General features: G+C 70.5%; 18 protein-coding genes. 12 read left to right on the forward strand and 6 right to left on the reverse strand.

The window, feature by feature from the left end:
* The 7 genes from ACZ6Z4_RS10165 to ACZ6Z4_RS10195 all read left to right on the forward strand — a co-directional run bounded on the left by ACZ6Z4_RS10165 (nt 1) and on the right by ACZ6Z4_RS10195 (nt 6,707).
* Nucleotides 1-921 (forward strand): carbohydrate ABC transporter permease, encoded by a 921-nt coding sequence (locus ACZ6Z4_RS10165; protein ID WP_465560958.1) that lies wholly within the window; start codon nt 1-3, stop codon nt 919-921.
* The gene (locus ACZ6Z4_RS10170) at nt 918-1,799 is read left to right on the forward strand and encodes a carbohydrate ABC transporter permease (RefSeq protein WP_465560960.1); all 882 of its coding nucleotides are present in this window, start codon (nt 918-920) and stop codon (nt 1,797-1,799) included. The genes ACZ6Z4_RS10165 and ACZ6Z4_RS10170 overlap by 4 nt, the downstream gene beginning before the upstream one ends.
* Entirely contained in the window at nt 1,796-2,674 is an 879-nt protein-coding gene (locus tag ACZ6Z4_RS10175) for an NAD-dependent epimerase/dehydratase family protein (RefSeq protein WP_465560962.1), read from the forward strand. The genes ACZ6Z4_RS10170 and ACZ6Z4_RS10175 overlap by 4 nt, the downstream gene beginning before the upstream one ends.
* Complete coding sequence (locus ACZ6Z4_RS10180; protein ID WP_465560965.1) at nt 2,675-3,940, forward strand: enolase C-terminal domain-like protein; 1,266 nt, start codon at nt 2,675-2,677, stop codon at nt 3,938-3,940.
* The gene (locus tag ACZ6Z4_RS10185) at nt 3,937-4,791 is read left to right on the forward strand and encodes a sugar phosphate isomerase/epimerase family protein (protein ID WP_465560967.1); all 855 of its coding nucleotides are present in this window, start codon (nt 3,937-3,939) and stop codon (nt 4,789-4,791) included. The genes ACZ6Z4_RS10180 and ACZ6Z4_RS10185 overlap by 4 nt, the downstream gene beginning before the upstream one ends.
* 65 nt (nt 4,792-4,856) lie before the next feature.
* Nucleotides 4,857-6,131: an ROK family transcriptional regulator gene (locus tag ACZ6Z4_RS10190; RefSeq protein ID WP_465560970.1), complete on the forward strand. Its 1,275-nt coding sequence runs from the start codon at nt 4,857-4,859 to the stop codon at nt 6,129-6,131.
* Between the two features lie 9 nt (nt 6,132-6,140).
* On the forward strand, nt 6,141-6,707 hold the full coding sequence (locus tag ACZ6Z4_RS10195) for a GNAT family N-acetyltransferase (RefSeq protein WP_465560974.1): 567 nt from the start codon (nt 6,141-6,143) through the stop codon (nt 6,705-6,707).
* Between the two features lie 231 nt (nt 6,708-6,938).
* Here ACZ6Z4_RS10195 and ACZ6Z4_RS10200 read toward each other — a convergent pair whose 3' ends face one another.
* Nucleotides 6,939-8,063, reverse strand: coding sequence for a Gfo/Idh/MocA family protein (locus ACZ6Z4_RS10200; RefSeq protein ID WP_465560977.1), 1,125 nt, complete (start codon nt 8,061-8,063; stop codon nt 6,939-6,941).
* 14 nt (nt 8,064-8,077) lie between these two features.
* Nucleotides 8,078-11,956, reverse strand: a complete 3,879-nt coding sequence (locus ACZ6Z4_RS10205; RefSeq protein ID WP_465560980.1) for a glycosyl hydrolase family 28-related protein — start codon at nt 11,954-11,956, stop codon at nt 8,078-8,080.
* 106 nt (nt 11,957-12,062) lie between these two features.
* Between ACZ6Z4_RS10205 and ACZ6Z4_RS10210 the strand changes: the two genes are divergently transcribed.
* Entirely contained in the window at nt 12,063-13,295 is a 1,233-nt protein-coding gene (locus tag ACZ6Z4_RS10210) for an erythromycin esterase family protein (protein WP_465560982.1), read from the forward strand.
* On the opposite strand, the gene ACZ6Z4_RS10215 is transcribed toward ACZ6Z4_RS10210, so the two are convergent.
* The 3 genes from ACZ6Z4_RS10215 to pepN form a co-directional block, all read right to left on the reverse strand.
* Nucleotides 13,296-13,703: a hypothetical protein gene (locus ACZ6Z4_RS10215; protein WP_465560985.1), complete on the reverse strand. Its 408-nt coding sequence runs from the start codon at nt 13,701-13,703 to the stop codon at nt 13,296-13,298.
* A gap of 195 nt (nt 13,704-13,898) precedes the next feature.
* Entirely contained in the window at nt 13,899-15,587 is a 1,689-nt protein-coding gene (gene sepH / locus ACZ6Z4_RS10220; RefSeq protein ID WP_465560988.1) for a septation protein SepH, read from the reverse strand.
* Nucleotides 15,588-15,761: 174 nt separating this feature from the next.
* Nucleotides 15,762-18,227, reverse strand: coding sequence for an aminopeptidase N (gene pepN, locus ACZ6Z4_RS10225; protein WP_465560991.1), 2,466 nt, complete (start codon nt 18,225-18,227; stop codon nt 15,762-15,764).
* A gap of 65 nt (nt 18,228-18,292) precedes the next feature.
* Here pepN and ACZ6Z4_RS10230 point away from each other — a divergent pair, with 65 nt between their 5' ends.
* From ACZ6Z4_RS10230 to ACZ6Z4_RS10240, 3 genes are all read left to right on the forward strand, one after another.
* Nucleotides 18,293-19,237, forward strand: a complete 945-nt coding sequence (locus tag ACZ6Z4_RS10230) for an aldo/keto reductase (RefSeq protein WP_465560993.1) — start codon at nt 18,293-18,295, stop codon at nt 19,235-19,237.
* Complete coding sequence (locus ACZ6Z4_RS10235) at nt 19,234-20,001, forward strand: YaaA family protein (protein ID WP_465560996.1); 768 nt, start codon at nt 19,234-19,236, stop codon at nt 19,999-20,001. Before ACZ6Z4_RS10230 ends, ACZ6Z4_RS10235 begins: the two co-directional genes overlap by 4 nt.
* Before the next feature lie 106 nt (nt 20,002-20,107).
* Nucleotides 20,108-20,728, forward strand: coding sequence for an HNH endonuclease family protein (locus ACZ6Z4_RS10240; RefSeq protein WP_465561000.1), 621 nt, complete (start codon nt 20,108-20,110; stop codon nt 20,726-20,728).
* On the opposite strand, the gene ACZ6Z4_RS10245 is transcribed toward ACZ6Z4_RS10240, so the two are convergent.
* Nucleotides 20,725-21,672: a transcriptional regulator TrmB gene (locus ACZ6Z4_RS10245; protein WP_465561004.1), complete on the reverse strand. Its 948-nt coding sequence runs from the start codon at nt 21,670-21,672 to the stop codon at nt 20,725-20,727. The two genes, ACZ6Z4_RS10240 and ACZ6Z4_RS10245, sit on opposite strands and share 4 nt — an antisense overlap.
* 347 nt (nt 21,673-22,019) lie before the next feature.
* Here ACZ6Z4_RS10245 and ACZ6Z4_RS10250 point away from each other — a divergent pair, with 347 nt between their 5' ends.
* Complete coding sequence (locus ACZ6Z4_RS10250; protein ID WP_465561007.1) at nt 22,020-23,438, forward strand: APC family permease; 1,419 nt, start codon at nt 22,020-22,022, stop codon at nt 23,436-23,438.
* Nucleotides 23,439-23,466: the final 28 nt, after the last annotated feature.

Consider the following 23,466-nt stretch of genomic DNA (forward strand, 5'->3'; position numbering starts at 1 on the left):
ATGTCCCTGTCACTGCGATCCAACGCCCAGTCCCGCCGGAGTCTGCTGACCTGGTACCGCTCCGGCGGGCTGAGCGCCATCGTCTTCGCACTGCCCCTGGTGCTGGTCTTCCTGTACTTCTCCTGGGGCCCGATCGTGCGCGGCCTGGTGCTCAGCTTCCAGAAGAACAACCTGGTCACCACCCCGGAGTGGGTCGGGTGGTCGAACTTCAGCTACGTCCTGACCGACCCGCAGCTGCCGCAGGCCACGCTGAACACCCTGTACTTCGCGGCGCTGGCCCTGGTCTTCGGATTCCCGGTGCCGCTGTTCCTGGCGGTGTTCATCAGTGAGCTGCGCAGCACCGGCTGGCTCTACAACGTGCTGTCCTACCTGCCGGCGGTCGTCCCGCCGGTGGCCGCGATCCTGCTCTGGAAGTTCTTCTACGACCCGAGCGGGACCGGCGTCTTCAACACGATCCTCGGCTGGTTCGGCATCGATCCGCTGTCCTGGCTGAACTCCCCGAGCCTGGCGATGCCGGCGATCGTGCTGGAGGCGACCTGGGCCGGCGCGGGCGCGACCGCGATCATCTACCTGGCCGCGCTCACCGGCGTACGGACCGAGCTGTACGAGGCCGCCGAGCTCGACGGGGCCGGGATCTGGTCGCGGGTCTGGCACGTCACGCTGCCGCAGATCCGCGGAATCATCCTGATCATGATGCTGCTGCAGCTGATCGGGACGTTCCAGGTCTTCACCGAGCCGTTCCTGTTCACCGGTGGCGGCCCGGACAACGCGACCACCACGATCCTGCTGCTGATCTACCGCTACGCGTTCATCAACGGCGACTTCGGAGCCGCCACCGCGCTGAGCGTGCTGCTGGCCGGGGTGCTGTGCGTGCTGTCGGTCGTGTACCACTTCCTCACCCGCCGTTGGAGCACCACATGAGCCACGAACGCGGCATCATCTCCGTCGCGGACCGCAAGCGGACGCTGATCCGCTTCGGCCTGCCGACCGTCCAGGTCCTGCTGTTCGTCGGGGTCGTCATCGCCGGCGTCGGTCCGCTGCTGTGGCTGCTCAAGTCCGGGCTGTCGACCAGCCAGGACATCCTGCAGGGCCCGATGGAGCTGTGGCCGAGCGGGATCCAGTGGGCGAACGTGCCGAACGCCTGGACGAAGGTCCAGATCGGCTCGTACCTCGGCAACACCGCGATCATCGCGATCGGCTCGCTGCTGTCCACCCTGTTCGTCTGTACGACGGGCGCCTTCGTGCTCAGCGTGCTGCGCCCGAAGTGGGGCCCGGTCGTCACCGGCGCCGTACTGGCCACGCTGTTCCTGCCCGGTGTCATCTCGCTGGTCCCGCTCTACCTGACCATCCTCAAGATGCCGGTGCTCGGGGTGAACCTGCAGAACACCTTCTGGGCGGTCTGGCTGCCGCAGGCCGCGGGCGCGTTCAACATCCTGGTGATGAAGCGCTACTTCGACGCGATCCCGCGGGAGCTGATCGAGGCGGCCCGGATCGACGGCGCCAGCAACGTGCGGCTGTTCACCGCGCTGATCGTGCCGCTGTCCAAGCCGATTCTCGGCGTCGTCGCGCTGCTGACGGTGATCGGGTCCTGGAAGGACTATCTGTGGCCGCTGCTGGTGCTGCCCGACCCGCGGCTGCAGCCGATCTCGGTCGCGCTGCCGAGGGTGCAGGAGACCACTGAGATCTCCCTGCAGATGAGTGCATTGTTCCTGGCCGTTCTGGTACCGGTGGTGCTGTTCCTGGTGTTCCAGAAACAGTTCCTGAGAGGGGTCGGGATGTCCGGAGGGATCAAGGAATGAGCTCACCGCTGAACGGGCGCCGGGTGCTGGTGACGGGCGCGGCCGGAAGGATCGGGTCCGTCACCACCCGGCACCTGACCGAGCTGGGCGCGCTCGTCACCGCGCTCACGATCGTCGACGACCCGGAGCTGAAGGCCGACCGGGTCGTGATCGGCGACACGCGGTCGGAGGACGACGTCGCCGACGCGCTGGCCGGGGTGGACCTGGTCGTCCACCTGGCCGCGCTGGCGCACCGCGACTCCGGTACGCCGTACGACGTCTACACCGGCAACGTGGTGTCCACCTTCAACGTGCTCGCCCAGGCGGGCGCGCTGGGGATCAAGCGGGCCGTCGTCGCGAGCAGCATCAACGCGTACGGCGTACCGATGAACCATCACGACGTGCGGCCGGCGTACTACCCGCTGGACGAGAAGATCCCGGCCGACGTCGACGACTGGTACTCGCTGTCCAAGCAGAACGACGAGAACACCGCCCGGATGGCCTGGCGGCACTGGGACATCGACGTGGTGTCGCTGCGGTTCCCGCACGTGAACAACGCCGAGGTGCTGCGCCGGCAGGCCGACGGGTTCCGGACCAACCCGTCCGCCGGGGTGCGGGAAGGCTGGAGCTACCTCGACACCCGCGACGCGGCGTACGCGATCGAGCTCGGGCTGACCGCCGCGCTCACCGGGCAGCACACGCTGTTCGTCGCGGCCGGGACGACGAACGCGCCGTTCGCGACCGACGACCTGCTCGACGCGTTCGCGCCGGGCGTGCCGCGGCTGCGCCGGTTCGCCGGGCGTGAGGTGCCGATCGACCTGACCGCCGCCCGGACCGTGCTCGGCTTCCAGGCCCGGCACGAGCTGGACCTTCCGACCGACCGACTGGAGACCTGAATGCCGCAGGAGACGCCCGCCACCTTCGCCCAGCCCTGGCCGGTCCGCGACGACGTCAGGATCCGGTCCGTTCGCGCGATCGTGACGGCACCGCAGGGCATCCCGCTCGTGGTGGTCCGGATCGACACCACCGAGCCGGGCCTGTACGGACTGGGCTGCGCGACGTTCACGCAGCGCTGGAAGGCGGTCCAGACGTTCGTCGACGAGCACCTCGCGCGGCTGCTGGTCGGGCGCTACCCGGGTGACATCGGCGACCTGACTCGGCTGGCCGGGTTCTCGGGTTACTGGCGCGGTGGGCCGGTGACGAACAACGCGATCTCCGGGATCGATCAAGCGCTGTGGGACATCGCCGGGAAGCGCGCTGGGATGCCGGTGTACGAGCTGCTCGGCGGCAAGGTCCGCGCGGCGGCCGACACCTACATCCATGCCAGCGGCATCAACATCGACCAGTGTCTGGAGCACGCCAAGGAGCTGGTCGCGCAGGGGTGGCGGCACATCCGGCTGCAGGTCTCGACGCCGGGTGGTGGCGGGTACGGCGCGCCGAGGCTCGCGACGCTGTACCCGGACTCGCCGTACCACAACGGTTGGTCGGCGCGGGACTACCTGCGCACGACCCCGGACCTGTTCGCGGCGGCTCGGCAATCGTTGCCGGACAACATCGAGCTGCTGCACGACACGCACTCGCGGCTGACGCCGAAGGAGGCGGTGCTGCTGGCGCGGGCGCTGGAGCCGTACCGGTTGTTCTTCCTGGAAGACGTGCTGGCGCCGGAGCACTGGGACCGGCTGCCGGAGGTGCGGGCGGCTTCGCCGGTGCCGCTGGCCGTCGGTGAGTTGACGACTTCGATGGGCGACGCCGTACGGCTGGTGCGTGACGGTGGAGTGGACTTCATCCGGTCGCACGTGTCGGACATCGGTGGGTTGACGCCGGCGCGGAAACTGGCTGATCTGGCCGAGCTGTGCGGGGTGAAGACGGCTTGGCACGGGCCTGGCGACACTTCGCCGATCGGTGCGGCGGCGAATGTTGCTTTGGACGTCAGTTCGGTGGCCTTCGGGATTCAGGAAGGGCACATTTACAACGACGCGACGTACGAGGTCTTTCCGGGGACGCTGCGGATCAAGGACGGGTGGCTGACACCGAACGAGGCGCCCGGGTGGGGGATCGAGATCGACGAGGCGGCCGCGGCGCGGTACCCGGCGGAGCTGTCCGGGCACGACGAGTGGGCAGCGGGTGTGCGGCGGATCGACGGGGCGCTGGAAGCGCCGTGAAGTTCTCAGTGTTCACCGCGTCGACGCCGGAGTGGACGCCTGCGGAGGCGGCCAAGATCCTGGCCGCGCAGGGGTGGGACGGCATCGAGTGGCGGATCACCGACCAGGAGTCATCGGGCAGTGGGTTCTGGTCGGGGAATCGGGCGACCTGGCCGTTGACCGGGCTCGAGGACAGCCTGGAGGAGATCGCGGCCGTCACTGCCGGCGCCGGGCTGGAGTTCTCCGCGCTCGGTGGGTACGTGCCGCCGACGCGGCGGGCCGATGCCGAACGGATGCTCGCGGCAACGGCCGCGCTCGGCGCCGGGCGGGTCCGGATCGCCGGCCTGGCTGTCGAGCCGGGGCAGACGTACCGGGAAGCGTTCGCGGCCTGCCGGGAGCACTGGGTGTGGGTCGAGGAGACCGCGCGGCGGTACGGCGTACAGGCGTTGGTCGAGCTGCACCACGAGACGCTGACACCGAGCGCGTCGGCGGCCCGGCGGCTGCTCGACGGGCTCGACCCGGCGTACGTCGGTGTGATCCACGACGTGGGCAACCTGGTGATCGAGGGCTGGGAGGACCACGGGGTCGACCTGCTCGGCGAGTACCTCGCGCACGTGCACGTGAAGAACTGCGCGTGGCACCTGGCCGCCGTGGAAAGCGACGGGACGCTGCGCTGGGAGCCGAAATGGGTACCGCTGCGCGAAGGCCGGGCGTCGCTGCCGGAATTGTTCACCCAGCTCGCGGCGGTCGGTTACGACGGGTGGGTCACCGTCGAGGATTTCTCCACCGTGCTGCCATTGGCGGAAAGGACCGCGAACAATCTCGAATACCTCACCGCCGTCGCACGAGCGGCGGGGTACGATCTGCGCTGATCGAGTGGGTCCGGGTAGAAAGAATTCGACACCGGCGGGGAAAAAAGTGACACAGGAGGTGGGCGATGGTCACGCCTGACAGCGACTCGGCGGTACTGGACGAACCGACCCGTTCGGGCGCGAACCAGTACGACCTGGGGTCCTTCAACGAGGCCGTGATCATCGAGACGATCCGGGTGGCCGGCATCATCAGCCGCACCGAGATCTCCCGGCGGACCGGGCTGACCCAGCAGTCGGTGTCACGGATCCTGCGCGTGCTGCTGCAGCAGGGGCTGCTCGTCGAGGAGGCGCAGGAACGCGCCGAACGCCTCGGCAAACCCCGTACGCCGGTGCGGCTGCGCTCCAACGCCGCGCACGCCGTCGGGATCCACATCGACCCCGAGCTGCTCACCGTCGCCGTCGTCGACCTCGACGGCACCATCGTGCGCCGCGAGACCGTCGACCTGGCCGCCGACCTCGAGGGCCAGCGGCTCGTCGACCTGGTCGCGGCGACCGTGACGGCCGCGATCAGCATCAGCCAGGTCGACACCGCGTCGCTGCTCGGCGTCGGCGTCGCCGTACCGGGGCCGATCAACGCCGACGGGACACTGCTCGACCTCCCGCTGCAGCCGGCCTGGCGCGGGCTGGAGATCCGGCAGCTGCTGCAGCAGAAGCTGAACCACCCGGTGCTCGTCGAGAAGGACGGGTCGGCGGCCGCGATCGGCGAGCGCTGGATCGGGCGGTCGGCGCGGGCGCGCGACTTCGCGTATCTCTACCTCGGGACCGGCGTCGGGTCCGGGCTGATCCTGAACGGGTCGATCTACCGCGGGCTGACCGCGAACGCCGGCGAGTTCGGGCAGCTGGCGGCGCTGCGGATGGGGGAGTGGGACGGCGAGGGCGGGCCGCGGATGATGGCCGAGTGCAACCCGACCGCGTCGCTGCCGGTGATCGCGTCCGGGTTCGGATATGTCGAGACCGACCCGTCCGCGACCGACGAGGCGAAACGCTACAAAGCGGTCTGCAAAGCCGCCGCCGACGGTGACGAGGCGGCCCGCAAAGCGGTCACCCAGGTGGCCGGGGTGATTGCCCAGGGTGCGGTCGGGCTGGTCGACCTGCTGGATATCGACCTGATCGTTCTCGGCGGGCCGGCGTACGAAAAGGAAATCGCCGCGACACTGATTTCGGAAATCGACCGCGCGGTGAATTCGTTCCCGATCGCGAAAGGCACCCGGACGGTCGCCGTCGAGGAGTCGATGCTGCAGACCGACGCCGCCGCGGTCGGGGCGGCGTCGACGATCTTCCACGACGCGTTCACCCCGCGGGTCGGTGGCTCCAGCCAGGCGCGCCGGCTGCCGAAGTAGGGTGCGCGAGTGGATTCCGCTGCCCTCACCGTTCCCCTGACCGCTACCGTCGTACTCCGGGTGGTGCGGCCCGGCGACGCCGCGTCCTTCGTCGAGGCCCAGGACCGATGCCGCGAGCAACTGGGCCCGTGGGAGCCTGCGCGGGCGGAGTCCTGGTACGACGCCGGCTTCCACGCCGAGCGCTTCGCGGCGCTGCTGGAGAAGGACAACGTGGTCCCCTGGGTCCTGGTCGAGGACGACCAGGTGATCGGCACGGCCACGTTGTCGAACATTGTCCACGGCGCCTGGCGCAACGGCGACATCGGCTACTGGATCGACGTCGCCCAGGTCGGCAAGGGCCTCGCCACAGCAGCCCTGAACGCGGTGTGCGCGCTGGCCGACGAGGTCCTCCTCCTGCACCGCATCGCCGCCAGCACCAACCACGACAACTACCGCTCCCAGCGCGTCCTGGAGAAATGCGGCTTCACCCAGTACGGCTTCGCCCCGAACTACCTGCACATCAACGGCGCGTGGCGAGACAGCAACCTGTACCACCGCATCCTGAACGAGCGGGCGCCTGGCGAGGCGGCGCGCTAACGCCAGTCCGCCGAGCTAACACTCGCCCGCCCCTATGCCGAGCTGACGCCGCTCGTCCCCACCCCGGCGGGGCGGGGACGAGCGGCGGAGTAGTTAGAGGCGGCCCTGCCCACGATCCGCCAACTCGCCTCCGGCTCACGCCGCCGCCGGGCTCGTTCGCCTTCGGCTCACATCGGCAGGCGCAGTGAGTGCCTTGCGCCTCCGCCGGCTTCGGCTCGCTCGCCCTTCGGCTCACTTCGGTGGGAGGCCGATGCCTCGGGAGACCTCCACGTCGTCGTACCGGCCTTCCAGCACGTCCTCGAACTTGATCGGGCGCTGGAGGGTCGAGGCGATGTAGACGGCGCGGACTGCGGCCAGGGCCTCGATGCCGTCCTGGATGGTGATGCCGGCTGAGGTGCCTGCGTCGATGGCCCCGAGGATGTCGGCGTACTGGCGGGTGTGGCCGTCGATGGACAGCTGCTGGACGCTGGCGTCGGAGGCGGACTGCTCGGCGATGGGGAGGTCTTCCTTGGCACCGTCGGCGTTGAAGCGGCGGAGGACGTCGTCCTCGATCTCGGCGCCGCCTTCGGTGCCGTGGACGGCGATGCGGGTGCGGCCGCCGGGGTACGCCGCGGTGGTGGCGTGCAGGGTGGCGACGGCGCCGGATTCGAAGGTGAAGGTGGCGACGAGGGTGTCCTCGACCTCGATGGCGTGGTGGGCCGCGCGGATTGCCTGGGCCTGGATGGTGACCGGGCGGCCCATGAACCACAGGAGGAGGTCGAGGGTGTGGACGCCCTGGTTCATCAACGCGCCGCCGCCGTCCTGCGCCCAGGTGCCGCGCCAGCCGGCGGAGGCGTAGTACTCGTCGCTGCGCCACCAGGCGACCGTCGCGGTCGCCGAGGTCAGCGTGCCGAAGCGGCCGGCCTGGATGGCTTCCGCGACGACCGCGCTGCCGGGGTCGAAGCGGTGCTGGCTGATCACCGAGCAGACGACGCCGTGGCTCGCCGCGCGCGTCGCCGCCGCGCCGAGCCGGCGGCCCTTGGCGAGGTCGACGTCGAGCGGCTTCTCGACGACCACATGCAGTTTGTGCTCGAGCGCCTGCTCCGCGATGGCGGCGTGCGTGCCGCTCGGCACGCAGACCGCCACCAGCGAGATGTCCGACCCGGCGACCGCCGCGTCCAGGTCGCCGTACACCTTCGGCTCGGGCTGCCCGGCCTCGGTGAGGCGGGTGGCCAGGGCCTTGGCGGCGGCCGGGTCCACGTCCACCAGGGCGGTGACCGTGGCGTCGGGCCGGGCCGCGACGGTGTCGGCGTGGGTGCGTCCGATGATGCCGCAGCCCACGATCGCGACCTGGTGCGGCGTCGTCGAGTCAGCCATCTCGCTCCTTGCTGCTATTCGGTGGTGAAGTGCGCGGTCAGGATCTGGTCCGTGGTGACGGTGAAGGTGTACGACGCATCGGTCGAGACCACCTCACCATCGACGGTCCAGTTCTGGAAAACGTTATCCGATGCGGGCGCCGCCGTCACGGTCACCTGCGCGCCGACCTCGTAGGTCCCCGGCTCGGACTCGTTGCCCGCGATCTTCACCGTCCCGTTCCCGTCAGCGGCGACCGACACGGCCCGCTGGACCACGTTGATCACCATCACGTTGTGCAACGTGACCGGCCCGGTGCTGGTGGCGCCGTTGTAGCGGGCGAGGTTGGTCGCCTCGACGTCACCCTCGACCACCTTCACCGTGTACCCGTCGGTCCCGAGGTTGTCGGTACCCAGGTTGTAGGCGTCGACCTGCCCGCTGTTGACGACCAGCCCGTCGTGGAACCCGTACGCGAACACGTTGAACAAGGTCAGCCCGGTCGCGCCGTCGACGGTGACGATCTTGGCCTGCTTGCGCATGTACTTGTCGATCACCAGCTCGAAGATGCTGCCCTCGTTCATCCAGTACGGCTGCTGGTAGCCGATCCGGGTGACCGCGTTGCCGTTGGACAGCACTCCCTCGATCCGCCCACCGGTGCTCTTGCCGACCGCGATCGCGTGGTCGAAGAACGCCCCGGCGACCTTCCGGACCACGAAGTGGTCGTTGCGGTACGTCGTGAAGTCGATCCCGTTCCAGGCGTTCGGGAAGCCGGCGTTGATCACGTACGTGTGGCTGCCCTTGCCGCGGACGGCGTACGGGTAGGCGACGATGCCCTCGGGCGTGCCCGGGTTCTGCTCGGGGTAGAAGACGCGCAGCCCGCGGACGCCGGCCTTGCTGCCGTTGAGCGTGACCAGCGCGGTCGCCGTGTCGGGTGCGGTGGTGCCGCGGCCCTCGAAGGCGTGCAGCACAGTTCCGCCCGACGACCCGCCCTGGTCGCGGTTCGGTACGGCGGACGCGCCGCGCAGTTCGACGTTGGCGGGGACGCTCAGGTGGGTGCTGATCCGGTACCAGCCCGCGGGCAGATAGACGATGCCGCCGCCGCTGCGCCCGGCCTTGTCGAGCGCCTTCTGCACGGCCTTGGTCGCGTCAGCGGTCGGCAAGTAGCCGACGCCGTGCGGCGCGTCGACGACGGTCAGGCTCTTGCGCGCCGGAGCGGGCAGCGGCTTCTGCGTGTACGTCGGCGCGGCGCCGGACATCTGGTGGATGATCCCGGAGAGCGCTCCCTGGGTTTCCGTCCCGGTGATCTTCACGTACCCGCGCGAGTTGTTCTGGATCGCCTGAGCAGTGCCTTCGACGTGGCCGCCGGCCAGCGTCATGCCCCACCGGTCGTCCATGACGTCGACCAGGACGCCGGTCCCCGTCCGCCGGATGTCCGGCTCCAGGAAGCTCCCGGTGAACTGCGCCCGCTGACCGGCGACCACGTGGATCCCGATCTTGTAGTCGGAGAGCGCGATCTTGTGGAACTGGTCCCACTCGAGGTCACCGAGCACCAGCCCGGTGCCGTTGGCGCGGGTCCAGGCGTCGAGAGCGCCGCGGGCCGGCGGCTTGAACACGGCCGGAGCCTGCGCCCAGTAGCTGTTGCTGAAGGTCACGTTCTCCCAGGTCCCGACGTCGGCGCCGTTGTAGGCGCGGGCGCCCTCGAAGAGAGCGGTTCCCCGGATGTTCCGGATCGTGCTGGACTCGTGCACCTGGCCGGAGCTCGGCGCGTTGCCGCGGTCGTTCGGCATCGTGCTGATCCCGATCCCGCGGTAGGAGTTGAGCAGGGTGACGTCCTGGACGGTCGCCATCATGTAGTTCTCGTTCCCGATCCAGGCGCCGCCGGGGATCTCGAACGTGTAGTTGTACGGGACCGGCTGGGTCGCGCTCTGCCGCGGGTACCAGGTGGTCACGCCGATGACGCCGGCCGATCCGCCGATCCGGAAGAGACTCGGTCCTTCGTCGCCCGGCGCGAGGTCGGCGATCACGACGGTGCCGTAGTCGAGGTGCTTGGTCTTCGGCTGGTCGGGGTCGCGGCGGTCGCCGCGCAGGGTGCAGAACGAGTGCACCTCGAGGGTGTCCTTGACCAGGTACTTGCCCGGCGGCAGCCAGACCGTGCCGCCGCCCGCGTCCTGACACGCGTAGAGCGCTCTCTGGATGCTCTTGGTCGAGTCCGAGCGCCCGCTGCGGTCGGCGCCGTACCGGGTGGCGTCGAAGTCGGCGACCACGCCGTCCTCGGTCGGGTTCACGGTCTGGACCAGCTTCGGCTGCGGTACGACGACCGGCGACTCGCGCACCTGCAGCTCCTCGACGACGTACGTCGGAGAGCCGGAGAGCGCGATCCGGACGTACCGGGCCTTCACCGTCGCGAAGCGCGTCTTGCTGAACTGGTTCGCGCCCGGCGACCCGGTCCGGCCGACCGTGGTGAACCGCCGCCCGTCGTTCGAGACCTGGACGGTGTAGTCGGGGGAGTAGGCCTGCGCCCACTCGACGCGGACGTCGTTGACGTTGCGCGGCTTGCGCAGGTCGAGCTGCAGCCAGGCGTCGCCGTCGGCGCTCGTCCACGCGGTCTGGTGGTTGCTGTCGTTCACGTTCGCCGCGCCGGTGCCGTCGCTGGCGGTCGCCGTACCGGATCCGGCGAAGTTGGTGTCGACGACCGACGCGGTGAACGCGTCGAGCTTGCTCTGCAGGTTCTGCAGCGCGGCCTTGACCTGTACGTCGGTGACGGCAGGCGTCGCGGCGACCGCGCGGGCGTCCTCGATCGCGGCGAGCAGCGTCGCCCGGCTGCCGGTCGGGTACTGCCCGTCGCGACTGCCTTCCCGCGCGGCCTTGTGCGCACGAGCGGCCTCGTCGATCAGGTCGTTCAGGCCCTCGGTCACGTCGAGCGCCCCGGCGACTTTCGCGACCCGGACGGCCGCGACCTTCAGGTCGACCGCGCCGTCACCGATGTGGATCCGGAAGTCGCCACCGTTCGACCGGTTGGTCATCACCGCGTCCGGCAGCGCGAAGGTGTGAGTCTTCCAGGTCTTCGAGTCGCCGTAGGTGATCACCTCGGAGCCCTTGAACTTCTCCGGGATGGTCTCGCCGGGGGAGTCGTAGTGCAGCCCGAACTGCCCGCTGCCCTCGTCGAAGTAGTCGATGCTGACCAGCACCAGCCCGCGGTTGTCGTACAGATAGGTGTCGGAGACGTTCATGTAGAAGAAGTTCGTCCCCGGCGCGGGCGCGGTCCGGTCGGTCTGCCAGTACGGACGCCCGTCCTGTACGCCGGTCCTGAGATTCTCCGGCCGGTCCCCGGCGCGCGCCGAGATCCCGCTCTCCAGCGGCGCCGCACCGAGCGCGACGCTCGCCCCCGCCGTACTGATCCGCAGTCCGGCGACGGTGATGTCGGCGCTGCCGGACAGCCGCAGGTCCGCGCCGCCGAGGCGGTCGGCGAACTCGATGTCGGCGAGCGCGAACGTGCCGGTCTGCCACTGGCCGGTGTTCCTCAGCGTGACGTCGTCGGCGCTGGTCTCGGGACCGGCCGCGGCGTCGTACTTGAGCTGCAGCGTCCCGGTGCCGGTGTCGAGGTAGGTGACCGTGACGACCACGTCGTCGGTCGGAAGCTCGTCGACGTAGTCGCGGTCGACGTCGAAGGAGAACCAGTCGGTCCCGGCGGCCTGGTTGGTCCGCCAGTACGTGCGGCCCTGCTCGGTCCCGGTCTGCAGACCGGCCGGGTCGGCACCGGCGGCGGGCGCGACGCCGAGCGTCGTCGGGGTGGCGCCGAGGTCGGCGCCGACACCGCTCGGGTACATCGTGGCGGCCGCGGCCGGCGCTGTGCTCAGCACTCCGGCCAGCAGCGTCGCGGGCAGCAGCCCCGCGAGCAGACGTCGTCGTACGGTCATCAGGGGACCTCCAGGTGGCGGGCCGGAGTAGAGGTTCTGAAAGTTAAACCATGCGTGTTACTTATTCAAGAGCTGGTTCGGCCGCCCGGCTGGATAGGCTTCCGGGGTGAGTGAGCCTGGGGTACGGCAGTGGCTGGAGCAGACGGCGTGGCCGCTGACGGGTGTCGAGGCCGGGTCGTCGTCCGACGATCTGGAGCCGTTGCGGGAAGTGCTGGCCGACGTCCGGCTGGTCGGGCTCGGCGAGTCCACGCACGGCACGCGTGAGTTCTTCCAGCTCAAGCACCGGCTGCTGGAGTTCCTGGTCACCGAGCTCGGGTACCGCGCGCTGGTGATGGAGGCGAGCGAGTCGGCCGCGCTGGCTGTCGACGCGTACGTGCAGGGCGGCCCGGGCGACGCGCCGACGGTGGTCGGCGACCTTGGGTTCTGGACCTGGCGGACCGAGGAGATCGTCGCGATGGTCCAGTGGATGCGCCGGTACAACGCCGACCGGCCGGTCGACGAGCAGGTCCGGTTCATCGGGGTCGACCCGCAGAAGTGCTCGGCGGCGCTGCGCGTGATCCGGACGTACCTGGAGCTGAGTGCGCCGGAGCGGCTGGAGCTGTTCGACGAGGGGATCGCGGCCGAGGTCGACGCCGGGCCGGGCGCCAAGCCGGACCCGAAGCGGGCGCTGGTCAGGGAGTGCGAGGCGCTGGCCGGGTTCCTGGCCAAGCACGACGCGCCGGACGACGTACTGGTCGCGGCCGAGCAGCTCGTACGGGCGGCCGACGTGGTGTGCGCGTCGAAGGAACACAAGGACGCGGGCGCGACGACGTTCGCCGTCCGGGACCGCGCGATGGCTGACGCGGTGAGCGCGTTCCTGCACGGGAACGAGATCAAGGCCGTGCTCTGGGCGCACAACGGGCACCTGGCCGCCTGCCGGCAGTCGCCGGAGCTGCGGCCGATGGGCCAGTATCTGCGCGAGCGGTACGGATCGGCGTACTACGCGGTGGCGCTGCTGGGCGGCTCCGGTGCGTTCCGCGCCCGGCGGATCTGGCCGGGGCCGTGGCAGGGCGGCCTGGACGGGCCGGTCGAGGTGAACAAGCTGGAGCGCGGCGGCTTCAGCTCGCTGGAAGGGCTGCTGGAGGCGGCGAATCCGCGCGACCACTTCCTCGACCTGCGCACGGTCGCCGACGCGCCGGCCGAGATCAAGAACTGGCTGGAGGAGCCGCAGATGTTCCGCAGCTTCGGGGCGTTCGTGCAGCGCTGGACGTACAAGTACCAGTTCGCGCCCACGCTGCTGCCGAAGGAGTACGACGGGCTCGCGTACGTGACGACGACCAGCCCGTCGCGGCCGCTCTGATCAAGCGACGCCGACGAGCTCGCGCTCCTCGAGCTGCGCGAGCAGATCGAAGAAGTACGGCGTGGCGTCGGCCAGGCGGAGCAGGCCGGCCTCGTGGCCGGTCCAGCCGAAGAGCAGCTCGCCGTCGATCACGCGCTCGGTCAGCGGTACGGCGTACGCGCTGAGGGTGACGCGGTCCGGGCCGGTCTGGGGGTGGTGGTCGCCGCAGCCGCACTCGGTGGGGATCGCGATCGTGGTCAGCGCGGTCGCGGCGTACTGGCGCAGGCGGAGGGTGCGGCCGCGCGCGGTGAAGCGCGCGATGGTTGCGTCAGGCAACTGAACCAGGAGCTCGACCGGGACGGCGTGGGCGCCGGGGAGCAGCCGGAGGCCACGGGACGCGAGGAGGTCGGCGAGAGTGCTGAGATGCATGTGCGGAATCCTGTGAGTGCTGGTGTCGGCGGGCGGGCCTGGAGATGGACAGGGCCTCGCGCGCCTCAGACGGCGCGCGTCAGCGACAACAACAGCAACAACACAGCGAGATACGCATGGGGACGATGATGGCAGAGCCGGCGCGATCGGCCAAACACCGACCGCGATCTGAGACGACTGTCCGTGAACGGACGGTCAGTCGGCCTTCTTCCCGAACATGATCTCGTCCCAGCTCGGCACGCTCGCGCGCTTGGAGCCCCGGCGAGCGGGCTTCTTCTTGGGCTCGGGGGCCGGCTGCTCCTCGGCGGATGCTGCCGGAGCGTCGGGCTGGGCAGCCTCGGGCTGCGGAGCGCTCGGCTGCTGCCGGACGCCCGGCTCAGGAGCCGACGGACGCGAGGCGTTCGGCTGCGGGCTCGACTCCTGCGGGCCTGCCTCGGGGGCCGGTTGCGGGCTCAGCTCCTGCGGAGTCCTGCTCTCCGGCGCCGACTCCCGCGGGGTGGGCAGCGTCGGCTGGCTGACGCGGTTGTCCTGAGCGCCTCGACGCGGGTCGAAGGGCTTGGGCATCGCAGGCCGCTGCAGCTCCGGGTGCCTCGGGTCGTCGCCCTTGGGCTCGGCCTCGAGCTCGGGGTGCCGCGGGTCAGCGACGCGGGCTTCGGCGGGCTCGTGCGAGCGCACGTCGGCCGAGCGCTCGGCCTCGCGGTCCTCGGCCGGGCTCTCCACGTGGTGTTGTTCGAAGGAGCGCTCCGGCTGGCGCTGCTCGGCCTGGCGCTGCTCCGACGGGCGCTCCGGCTGGCGGGTCTCCGGCGGAGCCGTGCGGCGTTCAGTGAAACGGTTCTCCGGCGCGGCAGCGCGCTCCTCCGGGGGAGCGGTCTCCGCGGGCGGCGGTGTCGGGCGCTCGACCGCACGCACCGTCGGGCGGAGCGCCGGCGGCGGCTCCAGGGGCACGTTGATGAGGGTCGGCTCTTCGTCCGGGCTCGGAACCGAGTGCACGCGGCGCGGTCCACGGTCGTTGTCGCGGCCGGTGAAGCTCTCCCGCGCGTACGGACGGACCGGCTGCTGCGGCTCGCGCACCGGCTGCTGGATCGGCGGCTGCGGGTCACGCCCGAAGTCGCGGTCGATGTCCTGACCGAAGTCCCGCGGGTTGTTGTCGCGCGCGTACTGCTGGCGGGCCCGCGTCAGGTTCACCGTGTCCTCGAACCCGGCGGCCTCGTAGCTGTCCGCGCCGTGATCCGGCGCCAGCGACAGGTCGATGTCCGCGACCGCGGTCAGCCGCCGCTCGGGCTGCTGCGGCGGCAGCACCTGCGCCTGCTCGCCGACCAGCCAGCGCGCCTCGTCGTCGTCCGGTACGGCGTACCGCCCCGGGGCGTCGTAGGCGAACATGGCGATCTTCTCGTCCTCGTCCGCGACCGGGTACGAGACCCGAACGGCCCAGCGGCCGTCCTCGCGCCGCCAGGCGTCCCACTCGGCGGCACCCGGGTCCACGCCACGGATCCGCAGCCGCTCGGTCACCCAGGCGCCGAGGTTGCGGGTCGGCGCGTCGCCGCCGCCGCGGCGGCGGACCGAGGCCCGCTGGGCGAGGTTGGCCACGTGGTCGCGCTCGGCCAGGACGGGGCCGGCGAAGGCCAGCACCCGTTCCATCGGCATCTGCGCGACCGCCGCGACCGCTTCGACACTTTCGCCCGCGCGGATACGAGCCTGGATGTCTCGTGGGCGCAGCGCGCTCTCCATTTGAATCTCCAGCTGGCCGAGTCGGGCACGGTCGCCGCGCAGGGCCGCACGCAACCGGTCGTCGACCGGGACGGCGAACTCCTCACCCGTCTCGGCCACGGCCAGGACGAGCTTGGTGCCGTCCTGGCTCAGACCGACGAGCCTCGCCTCGCGCATTGCCTATGTTCTCCTGTGCGGTTCTCGACAGTCTCTCCCGTGACGTGCTGCCTGACCAAGACCGGCGCGCCGTGCCGGGCGGTCATTGTGGAGGTTACGTCACGAAATCACATCTTGCCTGCTCAGCAGGGTCCTTCTGGTCACACCAGTCACACTAGTCACAACCCGTTGTGATCAGCCGACCGGGTACGCCGTCCGGACCGCGAGCGCCCGGTTCAGGTCGTCGACGCGGTCACCCACCGAGCGCCGGATCCCGGCCGACACCGACTCGTCGGCGACCAGCCCGGCCGCCAGCTCTGCGGTCGCCGCGTCCACGGCGTACGCCGGGAACGCGAGCATCGCCGAGCGGGCCACGACCCAGCCCGAGCGCAGCTTCTCGGTGCCGCCGATCTCGGCGAAGAAGCGGGCGACGTACGGCGCGGTCAGCTCGGACTGTCCCGGGTGCCAGAAGCCCTCGGCCACCGCGTACAGCTCGTAGTTCGACAGGTCGGCGTCGGTGATCAGCTGCGCCCAGGCGCGCTCCTTGGCCGCGGCCGTCGGCAGCGCCGCGCGGCAGCGGGTCGCGTGCACGACTCCCTCCGAGGAGGTGTCGCGGGCCAGCTCGGCGTCGATTCCGGCGTCGTCGATCGCGCCGAGCCGCGCGAGTTGCAGCGTGATCAGCCAGCGCAGGTCCGCGTCGACGGTGATCCCGTCCGGTACGCCGGTCCCGGCCAGCCACCCGCGCAGCAGGTCCGCGTCGGCCGTCGTACGGATCGTGGCGCGCAGCACCATCAGCTGGACGCTGCTGCCGGCCTCGACCGTGTTGAGCCGCTCAGTCAGTACGGCGGACAGCCGCGCCCGGTACTCCTCGTACGGCAGCGTGACGCCCATCAGGTGCGTCTGCACCCAGGCCACCATCGACCCGACCGCGATGTCGCTGGTCTCGGTCGGCAGCGTCGCGACGACGGCCTCGAACCCGGTCCGCGGGTCGAGCTCGGCGTCGTTGGTCGCGTCGCGCAGGCTGTTCAGCACGACCGCGCGGGTGACGCCGTCCTCGATCTTGGGCAGTACGTCGGCCAGGTGCGCCAGCGAGCCGGCGTCGAGCCGGATCTTGGCCCAGGTGTCGTCGGCGCAGTCGGGCACGATGACGACCGCGCCGGTCAGGTCGAGCTCGACGGTGACCTCGTCGGCGTCGAGCAGCACCGGCGCGGACGCGACCAGCTGCCCGTCGGCGTCGTACGCGCCGATCGTGAACTTGTGCGGCCGGTCGGCCGGGTACTGCGCGGGCGCGGCGCGGCGCAGCACGACGCCGCCGTCGGTGCGCTCGGCGCTGATCGTGTCCAGCCCGGGCGTCCGCAGCCAGGCCTGCGCCCAGGCTTCGAGGCCGACCGCGCCGGCGTCGGTCCACTTCGCGACCAGGTCGGCGAAGGTCGCGTTGCCGAACTCCGCGGCCTCGATGTGCGCGCGGACACCGGCCAGGAACACGTCGTCACCCAGGTACGCCGCCAGCTGCTTGAGCACCGCGGCGCCCTTGGCGTACGAGATCCCGTCGAAGTCGTCGAGCGACGCGGCGGCGTCCTTGCCCGGGTCGGCCGCGACCGGGTGCGTCGAGGTGCGCTGGTCGGCCTGCAGGCCCCACCAGCGGCGGATGAACGCGAAGTCGATCCAGTTGTCGGTGTACTTGGTCGCCTTGGTCGCGACCCGGTGCGCCATGTACTCGGCGAACGACTCGTTCAGCCACAGGTCGTTCCACCACTTCATCGTGACGGTGTCACCGAACCACTGGTGGGCCATCTCGTGCACGATCGTCCGGGCCCGGTTCGAGCGCTCGGAGTCGGTGGCGGCGGACCGGAACACCATCGAGTCGCGGAACGTCACGCAGCCCGGGTTCTCCATCGCGCCGGCGTTGAACTCCGGGACGAAGGCCTGGTGGTACTCGCCGAACGGGTAGCGGTAGCCGAACAGGGCGTGGAACTCGTCGAAGGCCTGCTTGGTGACCTCGAAGATGTCGGCGGCCTCGCGGTCCAGCGCGTCCTTCAGCGACTGCCGGGCGACGACGCCGAGCGGGATGCCGTCGTGCTCGTCGAGCAGCTGGTGGTACGGACCGGCGACCAGCGTCACGAAGTACGTCGACAGCGGCTTGGTCTCGGCCAGCTCCCAGCGGCCGGGGGACACCTGCTTGGCCGCACCGTTGCCGAGCACGACCCACTCGACCGGCGCGGTGACCGTCATCCGGTACGGCGCCTTCAGGTCGGGCTGGTCGAAGCAGGCGAAGATCCGCGGCGCGGCCTCGAGGAACGACATCGCGTACAGGTAGACCAGCCCGTCGGCCGCGTCGACGCTGCGGTGCAGGCCCTCGCCGTCGTTGGAGTAGAGCATCGTCGCCTCGACGACCAGCTCGTTGTCCGCGCCGAGCCCGGTCAGCTCCAGCCGCCCGTCGGACAGCCCGGCGACGTCGACCGCGGCGCCGTTCAGCGTCACCTTGAGCAGCGCGTCGGGCCGGACGTCCAGCCACGTGCTGTCGCTGGTCGCGCCGAACGCGATCCGGGTCGTCGACCCGAACACGCGGTCGCCGCGGGTCAGGTCGAGATCGACGTCGTAGCTGTGGACGGTGAGCGCGGCGGCCCGGGTGAGGGCGCCGTCGACTGTGAGACTCGGCATGTCGGCACTCTATGCGGCCGACCCCAGCGGCATCGAGAGGGTTTGACCATGACAAAGTTTTGCCCATGAGCGAGATGGAGTACCGCCAGCTGGGTGACTCCGGCCTGACCGTCAGCGTGGTCGGGCTGGGCTGCAACAACTTCGGGGGCCGGATCGACGCCGAGCAGGCCCGGGCGGTGGTGACCGCGGCGGTCGACGCCGGGATCACGCTGTTCGACACCGCCGACGTCTACCGCGGCGAGCTCGGCTTCAGCGAGCAGATCCTCGGCGACGCGCTCGGGTCGCGCCGCGACGAGGTGGTGATCGCCACCAAGTTCGGTGGGGACATGAAGGGCGAGAACGGCCCGGACTGGGGTGTCCGCGGCTCCCGGCGCTACATCCGCAAGGCGGTCGAGGCGAGCCTGCGCCGGCTCGGCACCGACTGGATCGACCTCTACCAGCTGCACGTCCCGGACCCGGTCACCCCGATCGAGGAGACCCTGGCCGCGCTCACCGAACTCGTTGCCGAGGGCAAGGTCCGGTACGTCGGCAGCTCGCAGTTCGCGGCCTGGCAGGTCGTCGACGCCGACTGGGCCGCCCGCACCGGCGGCACCGAGCACTTCATCAGCGCGCAGAACAAGTACTCGCTGCTCGACCGCGAGGTCGAGGACGAGCTGGTCCCGGCCTGCGAGCACCTCGGGATCGGGATCCTGCCGTACTTCCCGCTGGAGTCCGGCCTGCTCACCGGCAAGTACAAGCGCGGCGCCGGCGCGCCCGACGGCACCCGCCTGGCCAAGATGCCCGAGCGGCTCGCCCGTGCCGACTTCGACAAGATCGAGGCGCTGGAGACGTTCGCGGCTGAGCGCGACCTGACCCTGCTCGACGTCGCGATCGGCGGCCTGGCCGCGCAGCCCGCGGTCGGTTCGGTGATCGCCGGCGCGACCCGCCCGGAGCAGATCGCGCAGAACGTCGCCGCCGGTCTGTGGGAGCCGACCCTCGACGACCTGGCTGTCCTGGACGAGCTGACGTGACCCTGATTCTCCTTCCGCCGTCGGAAGGCAAGACCGGTCGGGCGCGCGGCCGTGCGCTCGACCTCGACTCGCTGTCGTTCCCCGAGCTGAACCCGACGCGCGAGCTGGTGCTCGACACGCTCGCGAAGGTGTCGGCGTCGAGCGACGCGTTCGGCGTACTCGGAGTCGGGCCGTCGCTGGCGCACGAGGTCGAGCGGAACATCCACTGGCGCACCGAGCCCGCCGTACCGGCGTCGGAGCTGTACTCCGGCGTCCTGTACGACGCGCTCGGCTACGCGACGCTCTCGCCCGGCTCGAAGCGCCGCGCGAACAGCCGGCTGCTGGTCGTGTCGGGGGCGTGGGGTGCGCTGCGGATGAGCGACCGCGTGCCGCCGTACCGGCTGTCGATGGGGACGTCGCTGCCCGGGCTCGGGCAGCTCGCCTCGGTCTGGCGCGACCCGCTGCGGGCGACGCTCGACGCCGCGGTCGGCAAGAGCGTGATCGTCGACTGCCGTTCCTCGACGTACGCCGCGGCCTGGCGTCCGTCCGACGAATTGGCGGCCAAGTGGGTCGCGGTGTCGGTGGTCCGCGAACGCGGCGGCGTCCGCTCGGTGGTGTCGCACAACGCGAAGCACACCCGGGGCCAGGTCGCGCGCTACCTGCTCGAGTCCGGCAAGGACCCGGGTACGCCGAAGGCGCTGCAGAAGCTGATCGCCGAGCAGTGGCACGCGGAGCTGGACCGGACCGGTGCCGGCTGGACGCTCACGGTCGTCGAGCACGACTGATTCACCGACGCTTCATCGCCAGGTGGTTTCCGGGCGGCGGTGACCGGGGAAGGCTTGTGGACAGCTCGTCAGGGGGGATCCGCCCAACCCTCGGAGGACCTGACCGATGCGACGCAAGGCTGTCTTCGCCACCGCGGTGGCCACCACCTGGATCGTCGGCGCGGGAACCGCGCTCGCCTACCCGCCCGACCCGCCCCCGGCCGGTACGGCGCAGACGCAACTCGCGTCGCTGACCGTGAAGACCGAGGGCTCGACCTCGGGCTACAGCCGCGACCTGTTCCCGCACTGGATCACGGTGTCCGGCACCTGCGACACCCGCGACGAGGTGCTCAAGCGCGACGGCACCGGCGTCACCGTCGACGCACAGTGCGAACCGACCGCGGGCCGCTGGTACAGCGTGTACGACGCGACGTACGTCGAGGACGACTCCGCGATCGACATCGACCACATCGTGCCGCTCGCCGAGGCGTGGAAGTCGGGCGCGAACGCGTGGACGACGGCGAAGCGGCAGCAGTTCGCCAACGACCGGAGCATCGCGCAGCTGATCGCGGTGTCGGCGTCGAGCAACCGGTCGAAGGGTGACCGGGACCCGTCGGAATGGAAGCCGACGAACACGAACGTGCACTGCATCTACGCGCGGGAGTGGATCTGGGTGAAGTACACCTACAAGCTGTCGCTGCAGGCGGCCGAGAAAACCGCGCTGCAGCAGATGCTCGCTGCCTGTTAACCCTCCGGGTCCAGCAGCTGTCGCCGCTGGGCGTGGATGCCGGCCTGGAAACGGGTCCGGGCGCCGAGCGTCTCCATCAGCTCGGCGACCCGGCGCCCGACCGTCCGGCTGCTCAGCGCGAGCTGCCGGGCGATCGCGTCGTCCTTGAACCCGGCCGCGAGCAGCGTCATCAGCCGCGCGTCGAGCGGGTCGCGCACGGCCGGAGCCATCGGCGCGGCCTGGTCCCAGAGCAGGCGGAACATCTCGATCAACGCGTCCAGCAGCGCGCACGGATGCACGACGAGCGCACTGTCGACGAGCGAGTCGACCGACAGCGGCAGCAGCGCGGCCGTCGTGTCGAAGACCGCGAGCTTCATCGGGACCTGCGGGTGCACCCGCGAGCTCTCGCCTGCGTCGGCGGCGCTGTAGGCCTCGTCGACACCGCCGACCTCGAGCGAGTCGGGGGAGTAGATACCGCGCACGGTCACTCCGGCGCTCAGCAGCCCGCGCACCGTGTCGTCCGACTGCTCCACACCCGACGCGTACGGCGGCCGGTCGAGCACCAGCAGCTGGTCCTTGGTCTGGTTCAGCAGCTGTGCGAACCGGGCCGCGATCGCCTCCTGCCCGACGATCACCTCGACCAGGTTGTCCGGCCGGTGCTGCTCCTGCGCGCGCAGCTCCGACAGCAGCTCACGGGCCTCGGCGCGGACCCGGTCGAGCTCGGCCCGGCGTACGGCGACCAGGGCGTCGACCGCGACGTCGGGGCGGGTCGGCAGCAGCCGCGCCGGCTCGTCCGACGTACGGGTGAGCAGGCCGAGCTCCTCGAGCCTGATGACGGTGGCGTCGAGGTCGCCGGGGGAGCGGCCGAGCCGGTGGGCCAGGTCGTCGAGGCAACATCCCGGCAACGCCAGGAGCGCCCGGTAGGCGGCTTCGTCCTCAGGTGTGACGCCGACGGACTCGAGCATCCGACCTCCTGACCAAGTGTGGACATGTCCGGCATCCGACACGCTATCTCGTAGCCCGGACCACCCTGGGTTCGATACCACAGGGAAAACGTTGTCGCTTCGAGCTGTTGGCGGCGCCGCGGCTGGTGCACGATCGGCCACGCCGTGCCGAACGTGACCGGGGTCCACCTGACCGCCGGGCGCGGGGGACCGGGCCGGGGACGCCTGGTCAAGCCTCAACCCCGTGCCCGGCTTCCCGTCCCGGCTTCCCTTCCGTGGCAGGTACTCCCGGCGTGCGTGTCCAGGACGCGTGTCGTCCCGACCGGTGGGACGATGAAACGAAGATCCGGCACCGCCAGGGAGGCAGGATGAGCGAAAGCACGAGCGCGGCCACGCAAGAAGCCGCGCAGGACCGTCCGGAACTGAAGCGGGTGATGGGACCCGGACTGCTGCTGCTGTTCGTGGTCGGTGACATCCTCGGCACCGGCGTGTACGCGCTGACCGGCAAGGTCGCGGGCGAGGTGGGCGGCGCGGTCTGGCTGCCGTTCCTGTGCGCGTTCATCGTCGCGATGCTGACGGCAACGAGCTACCTGGAGCTGGTCACCAAGTACCCGAAGGCCGGCGGCGCCGCGGTCTACACGCACAAGGCGTTCGGGATCCACTTCCTGACCTTCCTGCTCACCTTCGCAGTGATGTGTTCGGGGCTGACCTCGGCCTCGAGCGCGTCGAAGGCGTTCGCGGCGAACTTCTTCTCCGCGGTCAAGATCGACCCCGACCGCGGGTCGCTGCTGATGATCACCGCACTGGCCTTCATGGCGCTGATTGCCCTGGTCAACCTGCGCGGCGTCGGCGAGAGCGTCAAGGCGAACGTCGTACTGACCCTGATCGAGCTGACCGGTCTGCTGATCGTGATCGGCGTCGGCGTCTGGGCGATCGCCGGTGGGGACGGTGACACCTCGCGGCTCACCGAGTTCCACACCCCGGAGGGCGACAACGCGTTCGGTGCGGTGACCGCGGCGACGGCGCTGGCGTTCTTCGCGATGGTCGGCTTCGAGGACTCGGTGAACATGGCCGAGGAGACCAAGGACCCGGTCCGGATCTTCCCCAAGATCATGCTGATCGGCCTGTCGGTGACCGGTGTGATCTACGTGCTGGTCGCGATCTCCGCGGTCACGCTGGTCTCGCCGGAGGACCTGAACAAGGGCTCGACCCCGCTGCTGAAGGTGATCGAGGCCGGCGCGCCGGGCTTCCCGCTGCAGATCTTCGCCTGGATCACGATGTTCGCGGTCGCCAACTCGGCGCTGATCAACATGCTGATGGCCAGCCGCCTGCTCTACGGCATGTCGCACGAGAAGGTCCTGCCGGGCCCGCTCGGCCGGGTCCTGCACAAGCGCCGGACGCCGTGGGTCGCGATCCTGTTCACGACCCTGCTCGCGTTCTTCCTGATCGGGTACGCCGACCTGACCGCGCTCGGCGGCACGACGGCGTTGCTGCTGCTGTGCGTGTTCGCGGTCGTCAACGTCGCCGTCCTGGTGCTGCGGCGCGACCCGGTCGAGCACAAGCACTTCAAGGCGCCGACCGCGCTGCCGGTGCTCGGCGTGATCCTGTGCGTCTACCTGGCCAGTCCGCTGTCCGGCCGGGCGAGCAACGACTACAAGATCGCCGGCTGGCTGATGGTGGTCGGGATCGGCCTGTGGGCGCTCACCTGGGTGCTGAACAAGTACGTGTTCCACCGCAAGTCCGACTTCGACCCGAGCCACCTGGACCCGAGCGGCCCGGTGAACTGAGTCAGCCGGTGCGCCCGGCTCCAGCGGG

This window comes from Kribbella sp. NPDC104740 (assembly GCF_055583505.1).